Below are 12,768 nucleotides of genomic sequence, written 5' to 3'. Positions count from 1 at the left end.
GCGGACGATCGGGGGCGCCGCCACAACGGGGCATGTTCCCCCGGTGCCCCCGGCCCGCTGCCCGGGGCACAACACCACACCCCCGCGCGGGGGGGGGGGGGGCCCCCCGCGCTTTCGGTCGAGCCGCGCGATGGGCGGCTTTGCGTGTTCATGCCGCCGGTCGAGGCGCTGGAAGACTATCTCGAACTGGTCGCTGCGGCCGAGAACGCGGCGAAGGCGATCGGCCTTCCCGTGCATATCGAGGGCTACGGCCCGCCTCACGATCCGCGCCTCAACGTCATCCGCGTCGCGCCTGATCCCGGCGTCATCGAAGTCAACATCCATCCTGCTTCCAACTGGCAGGATTGCGTGGCGACGACGACGGCGATCTATGAGGAAGCACGGCAGACACGGCTTGGCGCCGACAAGTTCATGATTGACGGCCGCCACACCGGCACCGGCGGCGGCAACCATGTCGTGGTCGGCGGTGCGACACCCAATGACAGCCCGTTCCTGCGAAGGCCGGACCTGCTGAAGAGCCTGGTGCTGCAATGGCAGCGTCATCCGTCGCTGTCCTATCTGTTCTCCGGCCTGTTCATCGGGCCGACCAGCCAGGCGCCACGCTTCGACGAGGCGCGTCACGACTCGCTCTACGAGCTTGAGATCGCGATGGCGCAGGTACCGCATCCGGACCAGGGCAACGCACCCTTGCCATGGCTGGTCGACCGGCTGTTCCGCAATTTGTTGACCGACGTCACCGGCAATACGCATCGTTCGGAAATCTGCATCGACAAACTGTTTTCGCCGGACGGACCGACCGGTCGGCTGGGACTGGTCGAATTCCGCGGCTTCGAGATGCCGCCCAATGCACGCATGAGCCTCGCGCAGCAACTGCTTGTCAGGGCGATCGTTGCCCGTGCCTGGAAGAGCCCGCTCGATGGCCGCTTCGTGCGCTGGGGCACCTCACTGCACGATCGTTTCATGCTGCCGCATTATGTCTGGGCCGATTTCCTCGACGTGCTCGACGACCTCAAGCTCAACGGCTTCGAATTCAGGCCCGAATGGTTCGACGCCCAGCTCGAATTCCGCTTCCCGTTTTGCGGCGAGGTTCAGCATGCCGGCATCAAGCTGGAGCTGCGCCAGGCGCTGGAGCCGTGGCATGTGATGGGCGAGCAAGGCGCGATCGGCGGCACCGTGCGTTTCGTCGATTCCTCGGTCGAACGGCTGCAGGTCAAGACCGAAGGGTTGAATCCGGAGCGCCACGCGATCGTCTGCAACGGCCGTATCGTGCCGATGAAGGTGACGGACAACAGAGAGGTCGCGGTGGCGGGTGTCCGCTTCAAGGCCTGGCAGCCGGCATCGGGCCTGCATCCGGCGCTGCCGGTCAACACGCCGCTGGTCTTCGACATCTATGACCGCTGGTCGGGACGTGCGGTCGGCGGCTGCGTCTACCATGTCGCCCATCCCGGCGGGCGCAATTACGACACCTTTCCGGTCAATGGCAACGAGGCGGAAGCTCGGCGGCTCGCCCGCTTCGAACCGCGCGGTCATACGCCATCCGCCTATGTGATCCGTGAAGAACAACCGGCGGAAGATTTCCCGATGACCCTTGACCTTCGGCGGCCGGCAAGACTCTGATCAGCGATGGCAAAGGGGAATCACAAGAGGGGACGCGGCAAGCCGCAGACCCACAGCCTGCTGGAGCACTACCAGCCGATCGACGGCGTCGTCGACGAGATGGTCGATGCGTCAGGCAATCCTCGCCCGGCCTGGAAGCATTTTGTCGAGGCGCTCGAGGAACTTGGCGCTGAAAAGCTCGGCCAGCGCTTTGCCCGCGCCGACCAGTATCTGCGCGATGCCGGCGTCTATTACCGCGTCTATGACAAGGCCGGTGCCAATGAGCGCGAATGGCCGCTGGCGCATGTCCCGGTTCTCATCGAGGAGAGCGAGTGGGCGGCGATCAGCGCCGGCCTCGTGCAGCGCGCCGACCTGTTCGAGGAAACCATCGCCGATATCTACGGGCCGAACCGGCTGGTCGAGAAAGGCATCCTGCCGGCGGGATTGATCGCCGCCAGCCCGGAATATTTGCGGCCTGTCGTCGGCACCAGGCCGGCCGGCGGCCACTTCCTGCATTTCTGCGCCTTCGAACTCGGCCGCGGGCCTGATGGCCGATGGTGGGTGCTGGGTGATCGCACGCAGGCGCCGTCCGGCGCCGGTTTCGCACTGGAAAACCGCGTCGCCACCACACGCGCGCTGTCCGACATCTATGGCGAGATGCATGTGCACCGCCTTGCCGGCTTTTTCCGCCGTTTTCGCGACGCGCTGATCGGCATGGCCAAGGAAACCGACGGCCGCGTCGCCATCCTGACGCCGGGGCCGCTCAACGAAACTTATTACGAGCACGCCTACATCGCCCGCTACCTCGGCATCATGCTGCTCGAAGGCGAGGATTTGACCGTCTCCGGCAGCCGGCTGATGGTGCGCACAGTTTCCGGCCTGATGCCGATCAGCGTGTTGTGGCGGCGGCTCGACGCCGCCTTCGCCGATCCGCTCGAACTGCGCGCGGATTCGCAGATCGGCACGCCGGGCCTGGTCGAGGCGATCCGCCAGGGCGCGGTTGCTACCGTCAACGCGCTGGGCTCCGGCCTGATGGAGACGCGCGCGCTGCTTGCCTTCCTGCCCAAGATTTCACGGGCCTTGCGGGGCGAGGAATTGCTGCTGCCAAGCGTCGCGACATGGTGGTGCGGGCAAGCAACCGAACGCGCGCATGTGCTGGCCAACATCGATCGCATGGTGATCGGGCCGGCGCTGTCGACGAGGCTTGCCTTCGAGGACGACGATTCAACGAAGCTAGGCTCGGCTCTGTCGGCCGGGGAGCGGGCGGAACTGGTGGCGCGCATTGAACGTGATGGCGGCGATTTCGTCGGCCAGGAAGCGGTGACGCTTTCGACGACGCCCGTCTATGTCGGCGGCTGGCTGGAGCCGCGGCCAGCCAGCCTGCGCGTCTACCTGGCGCGAACGCCGGAAGGCTGGACGGTGATGCCGGGCGGTTTTGCCCGTATCGGCCTGTCGCTCGACCCGACGGCGATCGCCATGCAGCGTGGCGGCCAGGCGGCGGATGTCTGGGTTGTCAGCGACAAACCGGTGGAGCGCGAGACGCTGCTGCCGCAGGAAGGCGACAGTTTCAGCCGCACCAGGCCCGGCAGCCTGCCCAGTCGCGCGGCGGAGAACCTGACCTGGCTCGGCCGCTATATCGAGCGCTCGGAAGACACGGTGCGCATCCTGCGCGCCTACCATGTGCGGCTCGCCGAAACCTCCGACCCGGATATGCCGCTGCTCGCCGACATCAGGGATTATCTCGAACCTTTCGGCATCGATGTGGAGACGGCGATCCCGTCAGGGCTGATCGGCACGCTGGATAGTGCGGTCTACAGCGCCGGGCAGATCCGCGACCGCTTCTCGCCCGATGGCTGGCTGGCGCTGAAGGACCTGTCGAAAACCATCCATCAGTTCGCAACGACGGTCGCGCCCGGCGACGACGCGACCCGGGCGATGACGGTCATCCTGCGCAAGCTCGCCGGCTTTTCCGGCCTGCTGCACGAGAACATGTACCGCTTCGCCGGTTGGCGCTTCCTCGAGATCGGCCGCCGGCTGGAGCGCGGTATCCAGATCTCCCGCACGCTGTCGCGGCTGACCAGCGCCAAGGCGCCGGACGGCGCGCTGGACATGATGCTGGAGATCGGCGACAGCGTGATGACCCATCGCCGCCAATATCCGGTGCAGGCCGGTCGGCGCACGGTGATCGACCTGCTGGCGCTCGATCCGCTCAATCCGCGCTCGATCCTGTTCCAGCTCGAAAGGCTGAAAGCCGAAATCGGCCTGTTGCCGTCACTCGGCGGCGAGGGACAAATGTCGCCGGCGGCGAAGGAAATCCTGCAGCTCAACACCCAGATCGCCATCAAGGAGCCTTCGGATATGACGGCAAAGGCGCTGGACGACCTCGCCTTTGAAATCGGCGGCCTCTACAACAGCCTCGCCAAAGCCTATTTCGGCTAAGCAGGTTCCGCAAAAGTGTCGCACGGTTTTGCGACAAGAACCTGCGCAAAGGCAGAAAAATAGAACATGCTCTACGACATCAGGCTTCATCTGCATTACGATTACGCTGCGGCGGCCGGCGGCGGTCGTCATCAGGTGCGCGTACTGCCGTCGACGATATCAGGCGTGCAGCGTGTCATCGCCGCATCCCTGTCCTTTGCGCCGGCACCCAACGAACGTTCCGACTTTTCCGATTTCTTCGGCAACAACGTCACCTCGATCGCCTTTCGCGACGCGCATGACGCGCTCGACATCAGGATGAGCGCCCGCGTGTCGGTGTCTCGGCCCGAGCCCGGGCTCGACGTGTCGCCCGATATCGCCCGGCTGAGGCAAGAACTCGCCGCGATGCGGTCTCTGGCACCTGATGCACCGCACCACTTCCTGACGGCCAGCACCCATGCCGGCATCGACGATGCGATCACCGCTTACGCACGCGACAGCATCGCCGGCTCTGCCGCCGGCACGGCCGTGAGCCTGTGCAATCGCATCCATCGCGATTTCACCTATGACGGCGAAGCGACAACGGTGCGGACCCGGGCCAGTGATGCCTTCAAGTTGAAGCGCGGCGTTTGCCAGGACTTTTCACACATCATGATCGCCGGCCTGCGCGGGCTCGGTATTCCGGCCGGCTATGTCAGCGGCTTCTTGCGCACCATCCCGCCGAAGGGCAAGCCCCGGCTGGAAGGCGCCGATGCCATGCATGCCTGGGTCAAGGTCTGGTGCGGGCGCGATGCGGGCTGGCAGGAATTCGATCCGACCAACGGCATGCGGGCCAGCAACGACCATATCACCGTCGGCCACGGCCGCGACTATTCGGACGTGGCGCCGATCGTCGGCGTGCTCAAGACCACGGGGGGACAGGTTGGCGAGCAAGCTGTCGACGTCATTCCGGTCGTGCTCGAAAGAGCCTGAAGCAGGTCGTACACGCAGCGGTATTTGCGCCGCAATTCGGGATGGACAAGACTGCTTCTCAAATACCGATGCGGCCGCTAGTCTGTATTCGTTTCGGGGTGACGGTAGTTGTATCCTCAAGCGCATGGCGCGAGGTTTTGTAATTGAGAGCAATCAGCGTCGTCATTCCTGCCTGTAACGCGGCGGCGACCATTGCTGCAACGCTGGCATCGCTACGCAGTGAGGCCGAGATCATCGGCGAGATATTGCTGGTCGACGATGCGTCGACCGATGGCACGGCAACCGTCGCGCGGGAGGCCGCGGCACAACTCTCGTTGCCGCTGCGCGTGCTGTCGGCCAAATGCCGCGATGCAGGCGGTGCCCGCAATTTGGCGCTGGCCGAAGCGGTCTATTCCTGGGTCTACCTGATCGATGCCGACGACCTGCATCTGCGGGGCGGGTTGCGCGCACTGCTCCGCAAGGCTCAGGAGCAGCCGGAGGCCGACATGATCGTGGGTGCCTACCGGCGACGGGTGAACGGCCAGGACCGGCAGATCAAGATGCCGAACGGCTATCAGGCTGCGTGCCTGGCAAATGCCTCGTCCTATGTGAAAGGCGACATACGTTCGGTCGCCGTGGGCAGCGTTCTGGCATCGCGGACCCTGATCGGTGAGACGCGGTTCCCCATCGGAATGGCCTATGACGAGGACACGCTGTTCTGGGCACGGCTGATGAGCAAGGCATCGCTCGCCATGGTCTCGCAACCTGTCATGGTCTATGAGGTTTCGCCGGTACGTTCCGATGACCGCTTTGCCCTCAACCCGGTGCGGCGCTTTCTGGACTGGCGCCGGGAACTGCGCACACTCACCGACTGCAACATCCCGTTGTCGGCGCTCAAGGCCAGGGAAGGGCTTGTCGCCCTCAAGATCGCCCGGGTCCACTATGCGCGCGGCGATCTGGGCACCGCGGCGCGCTTCCTGGCGGTAGCCGCGGCCGCGCCGAAGCGGCGCTCAGAAGCTTGGCGCTGCCTGCGCTACAGGTTCAAGCTCGCGGCGCGGCGGCGTTTGTCCGCGCCGCCGATCAAGCTGCAAGGCGCTCTGTAGGCGCCAGCCACCGCGATATCGGCGCGAGGCGCTTTTCGGACGGCGGGTGGAACCAGCGGTCGGCCAGTGGCTTATCTACGGAATTCGCGTGGAGCCGACATGTTGCAAAAATCCGGATTGTCGCCCGGCCGACCGGCTGGCGAGGACGCTGTATCGCCAGATGGTGCGCCCAAAAACGGGGCACAAAGCTCGGCCGACCATGCGTCGCTTAGCTATGTCAGTGATGCTGAGCCCGGTATCCGGCGGCTGAAAACAGGCAAGGGGTTCTCCTACAAGGGACCGGACGGAGGAACAGTTTCGGACACTACCAGGGCCCGAATCGAGGCGATCGTCATTCCGCCGGCCTGGACGGATGTGTGGATTTCGCCGGACGCGGACGGCCATATCCAGGCAACCGGCAGGGACCAGCGCGGACGCAAGCAATATCGCTATCATCCGCAATGGGCCGAAGAGCGCGATGGTGCCAAATATTCGCACCTTGTCGCTTTCGCCGAGAGCCTGCCGGACCTGCGGCACAGGATCGACAGCGATCTGCGCCGTCGTGGTCTGCCGTTCGAGCGTGTCGTCGCAGCGGTCGTCTGGCTGCTTGACAACACGATGATCCGGGTCGGCAATGCCGCCTACGCCCGCGACAACAAGAGTTTCGGGTTGACCACGTTGCGCGACCGGCATGTGGATATTGTCGGTTCAAGCCTGCGCTTTGCCTTCAAGGGCAAGTCGGGCAAGGAGTGGAAGCTGAAGCTGGTCGACCGCCGCATCGCCAGGATTGTGCGCGGCGCGCAGGACCTGCCAGGCCAGAAGCTGTTCCAGTATCTCGATGAGGACGGCAACAGACGGCCGGTCCGCTCCGAGGACGTCAACCGCTATATCCGTGAGGCGGTCGGCGACGCCTTCAGTTCGAAGCATTTCCGCACCTGGGGCGGCACCATTCACGCCGCGTCGCTGTTTGCCCAAACGGAACTGCCGCAAAGCCAGGCGCAGCGAAACAGGGCGATGAACAGCGTCATCGACAAGGTTGCCGAGCGGCTGGGCAATACGCGTGCCGTCTGCCGCAAATGCTATATCCATCCGCGGGTCTTCGAAGCGTGGTCCGAAGGGCGGTTGCTGAATGAAATGGCGCAAGCCAACAAACGCAAACGCTCCATCGATGGTCTCGATGACGAGGAAGCTCTCGTGCTGCGATGGCTGAAACTGGGAGAAAGCTGACCGGCGCGGCTGGCCGTGGCCAAATCCGTCCACATCTGGATTTTTTTTATCGACGTCGTGTCGGGATCGGTCTTACTGTTTCGTCCTTTGACAGAGAAAAGGACCAGCCATGCTCTACGCAATCCTCTGCTATGCCTCCGAAGATGTCGTCTGCTCCTGGAGCAAGGCACAGGACGACGAGGTCATGGCCAATCTCCTCGACGTTCAGGACAAGTACGCCAAGGCTGGTCGGCTCGGCCCGGTGGCACGGCTTCTGCCGACGACCGCCGCGACGACCCTGAGAAAGGTCAAGGGCGAATCGGTCGTCATCGACGGGCCGTTCGCCGAGACCAAGGAACAGTTCCTCGGCTTCTACACGCTCGAATGCGCCGATCTCGACGAGGCGGTGGAGTTCGCCCGCGAGCTTTCCGAAGTCAACCCGAGCGGCGGCTCCTATGAGATCCGGCCGGTCTCGATCTTCAATCCCGCCAAGGTTTCCGCATGACCGAGATGGCCTGGATAAGCTCCGCGATCAGCGCCGCCCGCCCGCAGGCCATGGGTGCGCTGCTGCGTTATTTCCGCGATCTCGATACGGCGGAGGAAGCTTTCCAGGACGCGTGCCTCAGGGCGCTGAAGAACTGGCCGCAGAACGGGCCGCCGCGCGACCCGGCGGCGTGGCTGATCTTCGTCGGCCGCAACAGCGGCATCGATGCGGTGCGCAAGCGCGCCAAGCAGGCGCCGATGCCGGAGGAAGACCAGGTTTCGGATCTGGAGGACGCCGAGAGCGATATCGCAGAGCGGCTGGACGGGGCGCACTACCGCGACGACATATTGCGGCTGCTGTTCATCTGCTGCCATCCTGATCTGCCGGCAACGCAGCAGATCGCGGTGGCGCTGCGCATCGTCTCCGGTCTTACGGTCAAGCAGATCGCGCGTGCCTTCCTGGTTGGCGAAAGCGCCATGGAGCAGCGCATCACTCGCGCCAAGGCGCGCATTGCGGACGCCGGCGTGCCGTTCGAGACGCCGGGCGCGGTCGAGCGGTCGGAACGGCTCGCCGCCGTCGCCGCCATGGTCTACTTGGTCTTCAACGAGGGCTATTCGACCAACAGCGGCGAGGCGCCGGCCCGCGCACCGCTGTGCGAGGAGGCGATCCGGCTGGCACGGCTCCTGCTGCGGCTGTTCCAGACCGAGCCGGAGATCATGGGGCTGACGGCGCTGTTGCTTCTGCAGCATGCGCGCGCACCGGCCCGTTTCGACGAGAGCGGCGAGATCGTGCTGCTCGAAGACCAGGATCGCAGCCTGTGGAGCCGCAAGATGATCGATGAGGGGCTGGCGCTGGTCGACAAGGCGCTACGCCATCGCAAGCCCGGCCCCTACCAGGTGCAAGCGGCGATTGCCGCACTGCACGCGCGGGCCGAAAAGGCGGAGGATACCGACTGGAACGAGATCGACCTGCTCTATCGCTTGCTGGAGCAGATGCAGCCGTCGCCGGTGGTCACGCTCAACCGGGCCGTCGCGGTCTCGAAGGTGCGTGGACCGGCGGAGGCGCTGGCCATGATCGAGCCGCTGGAAGAACGGCTTTCCGGCTATTTCCATTTTTTCGGCCTCAAGGGGGGCCTCTTGATGCAGCTCGACCGGGGCGACGAGGCGCGCGTCGCCTTCGACCGCGCCATAGCGCTTGCGAACACGGCGGCGGAAGCGGCACATATCCGCATGCATATCGACCGACTGATCAGGGACGGTGCGGTACGCCCAGCGGCCAAGAAGGCAAACTGAGCGCCATCTGCCCCATCTGGCTCAATCGTGCAGTTTGGGCTTGGACCATGCCGGGGTGGTGATTTTCCCTTGAAACGAGTAATGCCACGCGATGATCGTGCCTGAGGTGCCTTTGTGCACGCGGGCAGCATGGCGCCAGGCTTTGACCGGCATGCCTTTTGTGCATGTCGTTGTTCCAAAACCGGGGGCACTTTTGGCGACATGCATTATGAGCGACGGAATCTGAAAGGGACAAGAATGACGATAGGCAACGAAACGACCGAACTGCTGGCGAAACTGGGTGTGGCCGAGGAGACGCTTGTCGGCGGCGACCTGATCGTGCGCAGCCCGGTGACGGGCGAGCAGATCGCGGCGCTGAGGACGATCTCGCCGGCCGAAGCGGCTAAGACCATCGATGCCGCGCACAAGGCCTTCCAGGCCTGGCGCATGGTGCCCGGCCCGCGGCGTGGCGAACTGGTGCGGCTGCTGGGCGAGGAGCTGCGTACGCACAAGGCCGAGCTTGGCCGGCTGGTCTCGATCGAGGTCGGCAAGATCCCGTCCGAGGGTCTCGGCGAAGTGCAGGAGATGATCGACATCTGCGATTTCGCCGTAGGCCTCTCCCGGCAATTGTACGGCCTGACCATCGCCACCGAGCGCCCGGGCCATCGGATGATGGAAACCTGGCATCCGCTCGGCGTCGTCGGCGTCATTTCCGCCTTCAACTTCCCGGTGGCCGTGTGGTCGTGGAATGCAGCCCTGGCACTGGTCTGCGGCGACGCAGTGGTGTGGAAGCCGTCGGAAAAGACGCCGCTGACCGCACTTGCCTGCGAGGCTATCTTCAAGCGTGCGGTCGAGCGCTTCGGCGCGGACGCACCTGATGGCCTGGCGCCGGTGCTGATCGGCGACCGCGCCGTCGGCGAGATCCTGGTCGATCACCCCAAAGTGCCGCTGGTTTCGGCAACCGGCTCGACCCGCATGGGCCGCGACGTCGGCCCGCGGCTGGCCAAGCGCTTTGCGCGTGCGGTGCTGGAGCTCGGCGGCAACAATGCCGGCATCGTCTGCCCGACCGCCGATCTCGACATGGCGCTGCGCGCGATTGCGTTTGGAGCGATGGGCACGGCCGGCCAGCGCTGCACGACGCTGCGGCGCCTGTTCGTGCATGACAGCGTCTACGACGCCTTGGTTCCGCGCCTCAAGAAGGCCTACGAGAGTGTGTCTGTCGGCAATCCGCTGGAGACCTCCTCGCTGGTCGGGCCGCTGATCGACAAGGCGGCCTTCGACGCCATGCAGAAGGCGCTGAAGGAAGCCGCTGCCCATGGCGGCAAGGTGACCGGCGGCACGCGGGTCGAGAACGGCCATCCGGATGCGTACTACGTGCACCCGGCGCTGGTCGAAATGCCAAGCCAGGTGTCACCGGTGACGGAAGAGACCTTCGCGCCGATCCTCTACGTGATGAAATATTCGGACTTTGACGCGGTGCTCCACGAGCACAATGCCGTGGGGGCAGGCCTGTCCTCGTCGATCTTCACCCGAGACCTGCAGGAATCCGAGCGTTTCCTGGGTGTCGACGGATCGGATTGCGGCATTGCCAATGTCAACATCGGTACCTCGGGCGCCGAGATCGGCGGTGCCTTTGGCGGCGAAAAGGAAACCGGGGGCGGCCGCGAGAGCGGCTCCGACGCATGGAAGGCCTATATGCGGCGCGCTACAAACACGGTGAACTATTCCAAGGCGCTGCCGCTCGCCCAGGGCGTGTCATTCGATATCGACTGAAAGGCTCGCCGGCTTGGGCATCCCCGCACCGGGGATGCCGCACCGGTCAGCTGCCTGCCGGCGAGTCGAAGGCCTTGACGAACGCGACATCGATGATAGCCAGCTTGACGGCCTGGGCGGTCATGTATTCCCGGTAGAAATCGCCCGACACCCACATCACCGAATTGCCGCGCTGGCCAAGCCAGCCAACGCTGCCGAGGTCTTCGGCATCCCGCAGTTTGCGTGCCAGGTGGGTTCGCGACAGCTTGAGCCATTTGGCGAAATCGCCGATCGAGACGACGCCGGTCGGTATTTCAGCGAGGCCGGCATGGTCGGGATCGACGCCCGATATCAGCCAGTCCATGACGACGCCGCCATTGTTGAGCCAGGTGAACAGCGAAAAGGTCTGCCTGGGCTCGCGCACGGGGCTGGAGGAGATCAGGCCGTCGGCCACCAGCGGCTGCACCCTGGCGAGAGCATCGGGCCGCTCCAGAAACGTCGCCAGACGGTTCGCACCGTCGAGACTGTCCAGCGTGTGCAGGTGCGCCATCATCCAGCCGGCAACCGTCTCCAGCGTGTTCACCGTTGGCTGAATGGGGCGGATGCGGCCGTCCTGTGTTGCCGGCAGGTGCTCGATGAAATTGTAATGCAGCATCTCCTTGAGGAAGGCGTCGGCGGTGTTGCGGCTGGCGACGGAATTCTCCCGGATGACGTCGATGAAACGCGCCGCCGTCAACTGCTTGCGGTAGTCATCGGGCTCCCGTCTGAAATGCAGGGCAAGGCCGATATGCGCCATCAACCAGCGCTGCTGGGTGGCAAATATCGAGGCAAGCCTCGGGTTCATCCCATAGGCCTGGATCATCGCCTGCGCCTGGGCACGGACACAGCGATGCAATGCCGGGTGACCGGCAATATGGTCAAAGGTCTGCGTCATTCCCCCCATGCTCCGATCCAGCCTTACGGCCACGAAGACGCAGATCACATTCTCAGCCTTCACGGCCCGTGTCCAGACACGCCCTGTCTATAACAGGTTATGATCGCCAGGAGACAATGTTCTCGGTCCGGGCAGATGTCGATCGCGCCGACCCTCAGCGGTCTTCCGGGACTGGAAAACAGGCGGCGAATGCCGCATCGACAATGGCCAGCTTGGCGGCCTGGACGGTCATGTACTCCTGGTAGAAGGTGTTCGACACCCACATCACCGAATGGCCGCGCTGGCCGAGCCAGCCGATGCTGCCGAGTTCCTCGGCAGCGCGCAGCTTGCGGGCGAGGTGGGTCCGCGACAGCTTGAGCCATCTGGCGAAATCTCCGATCGAAACCACGCTGGTCGGAATCCGGTCCAGGCCGGCATGATCGGGGTCGATGCCCGACATCAGCCAGTCCATGACGATGCCGCCATTGTTGAGCCAGATGAACAGGGAAAAGGTCTGGTTGGGCTCACGCACCGGCTTGGAGGCAAGCAGGCCGTCCGCCACCAGAGGCTGCAGCCTGGCAACCATGTCGGGCCGCTCCAGGAACCTGGCCAGCCGGTCGGCACCATCGAGATGATCCAGCGTCTGCAGATGAGCAAGGACCCAGCCGGTGAAAGTCTGCACGGTTGCCGCCGTTGGCTGCAAGGGGTGCGTGCGCCCGTCGCCACCCGAAACATACTCGGCGACATGATAGTGCAGCATCTCCTTGATGAAAGCGTCCGCTGTGTTGCGGCTGGCCACCGCGTGCTGGTGTACGAACTCGATGAAACGCGATACCGTCAGCTCCTTGCGGCGGTCGTGCGGATCGCGCCTGAAATGCATGGCAAGGCCGACATGACCCATCAGCCAACGCTGCTGCGTGGCGAAAATGGAAGCCAGTCGCGGGCTCGTTTCATAGATGTCGATCAGCGCCAACGACTGTGCCTGGACACAGCGATGCAGGGCCGGATGGCCGGCAATGTCTTCCAGATTCAGCGCCTTCCTCCTCATGTTCCGAGTTAACTCCAACAGCGGAGTCGCGTCCACATTTCCAGCCT

9 protein-coding genes and 1 pseudogene are annotated in these 12,768 nt (G+C 64.4%); 8 read left to right on the top strand and 2 right to left on the bottom strand.

Annotation, left to right across the window (positions count from 1 at the left end):
• The 8 genes and pseudogenes from AC0L3E_RS05970 to amaB form a co-directional block, all read left to right on the top strand.
• A pseudogene (locus AC0L3E_RS05970) lies at positions 1–1,617 on the top strand (transglutaminase family protein); the annotation flags it as partial.
• Between the two features lie 6 nt (positions 1,618–1,623).
• The gene (locus AC0L3E_RS05965; protein WP_128309102.1) at positions 1,624–4,035 is read left to right on the top strand and encodes a circularly permuted type 2 ATP-grasp protein; all 2,412 of its coding nucleotides are present in this window, start codon (positions 1,624–1,626) and stop codon (positions 4,033–4,035) included.
• A gap of 66 nt (positions 4,036–4,101) precedes the next feature.
• Positions 4,102–4,986, top strand: coding sequence for a transglutaminase family protein (locus AC0L3E_RS05960; protein ID WP_127270501.1), 885 nt, complete (start codon positions 4,102–4,104; stop codon positions 4,984–4,986).
• A gap of 143 nt (positions 4,987–5,129) precedes the next feature.
• Positions 5,130–6,068 carry a glycosyltransferase family 2 protein gene (locus AC0L3E_RS05955; protein ID WP_128309101.1) on the top strand — a complete coding sequence of 313 codons (939 nt, stop codon included), beginning with the start codon at positions 5,130–5,132 and terminating at the stop codon, positions 6,066–6,068.
• A 99-nt stretch (positions 6,069–6,167) separates the two neighbouring features.
• Positions 6,168–7,274: a DNA topoisomerase IB gene (locus AC0L3E_RS05950; RefSeq protein ID WP_473604441.1), complete on the top strand. Its 1,107-nt coding sequence runs from the start codon at positions 6,168–6,170 to the stop codon at positions 7,272–7,274.
• A gap of 109 nt (positions 7,275–7,383) precedes the next feature.
• Positions 7,384–7,758: a YciI family protein gene (locus tag AC0L3E_RS05945; RefSeq protein WP_127270092.1), complete on the top strand. Its 375-nt coding sequence runs from the start codon at positions 7,384–7,386 to the stop codon at positions 7,756–7,758.
• Positions 7,755–9,029 (top strand): RNA polymerase sigma factor, encoded by a 1,275-nt coding sequence (locus AC0L3E_RS05940; protein WP_473604440.1) that lies wholly within the window; start codon positions 7,755–7,757, stop codon positions 9,027–9,029. The genes AC0L3E_RS05945 and AC0L3E_RS05940 overlap by 4 nt, the downstream gene beginning before the upstream one ends.
• A gap of 237 nt (positions 9,030–9,266) precedes the next feature.
• Positions 9,267–10,781, top strand: a complete 1,515-nt coding sequence (amaB, locus tag AC0L3E_RS05935) for an L-piperidine-6-carboxylate dehydrogenase (RefSeq protein ID WP_473604439.1) — start codon at positions 9,267–9,269, stop codon at positions 10,779–10,781.
• Positions 10,782–10,827: 46 nt separating this feature from the next.
• On the opposite strand, the gene AC0L3E_RS05930 is transcribed toward amaB, so the two are convergent.
• Both AC0L3E_RS05930 and AC0L3E_RS05925 read right to left on the bottom strand, forming a co-directional pair.
• Entirely contained in the window at positions 10,828–11,694 is an 867-nt protein-coding gene (locus AC0L3E_RS05930) for a hypothetical protein (RefSeq protein WP_473604438.1), read from the bottom strand.
• A 154-nt stretch (positions 11,695–11,848) separates the two neighbouring features.
• A complete protein-coding gene (locus AC0L3E_RS05925; protein WP_256745537.1) occupies positions 11,849–12,721 on the bottom strand; it encodes a hypothetical protein in 873 nt (290 codons plus the stop codon).
• Between the last annotated feature and the right edge of the window lie 47 nt (positions 12,722–12,768).

This window comes from Mesorhizobium sp. WSM4822 (assembly GCF_055811155.1).
The sequence above is the reverse complement of the archived record's forward strand: the minus strand, read 5'-3'. Positions and strand labels throughout refer to the sequence as shown.

Coding starts and splice junctions, on each gene's coding strand:
- AC0L3E_RS05930 (WP_473604438.1), bottom strand. CDS start 11,694: ATGACGCAGACCTTTGACCATATTGCCGGTCACCCGGCATTGCATCGC.
- amaB (WP_473604439.1), top strand. CDS start 9,267: ATGACGATAGGCAACGAAACGACCGAACTGCTGGCGAAACTGGGTGTG.
- AC0L3E_RS05925 (WP_256745537.1), bottom strand. CDS start 12,721: ATGAGGAGGAAGGCGCTGAATCTGGAAGACATTGCCGGCCATCCGGCC.
- AC0L3E_RS05945 (WP_127270092.1), top strand. CDS start 7,384: ATGCTCTACGCAATCCTCTGCTATGCCTCCGAAGATGTCGTCTGCTCC.
- AC0L3E_RS05950 (WP_473604441.1), top strand. CDS start 6,168: ATGTTGCAAAAATCCGGATTGTCGCCCGGCCGACCGGCTGGCGAGGAC.
- AC0L3E_RS05940 (WP_473604440.1), top strand. CDS start 7,755: ATGACCGAGATGGCCTGGATAAGCTCCGCGATCAGCGCCGCCCGCCCG.
- AC0L3E_RS05965 (WP_128309102.1), top strand. CDS start 1,624: ATGGCAAAGGGGAATCACAAGAGGGGACGCGGCAAGCCGCAGACCCAC.
- AC0L3E_RS05960 (WP_127270501.1), top strand. CDS start 4,102: ATGCTCTACGACATCAGGCTTCATCTGCATTACGATTACGCTGCGGCG.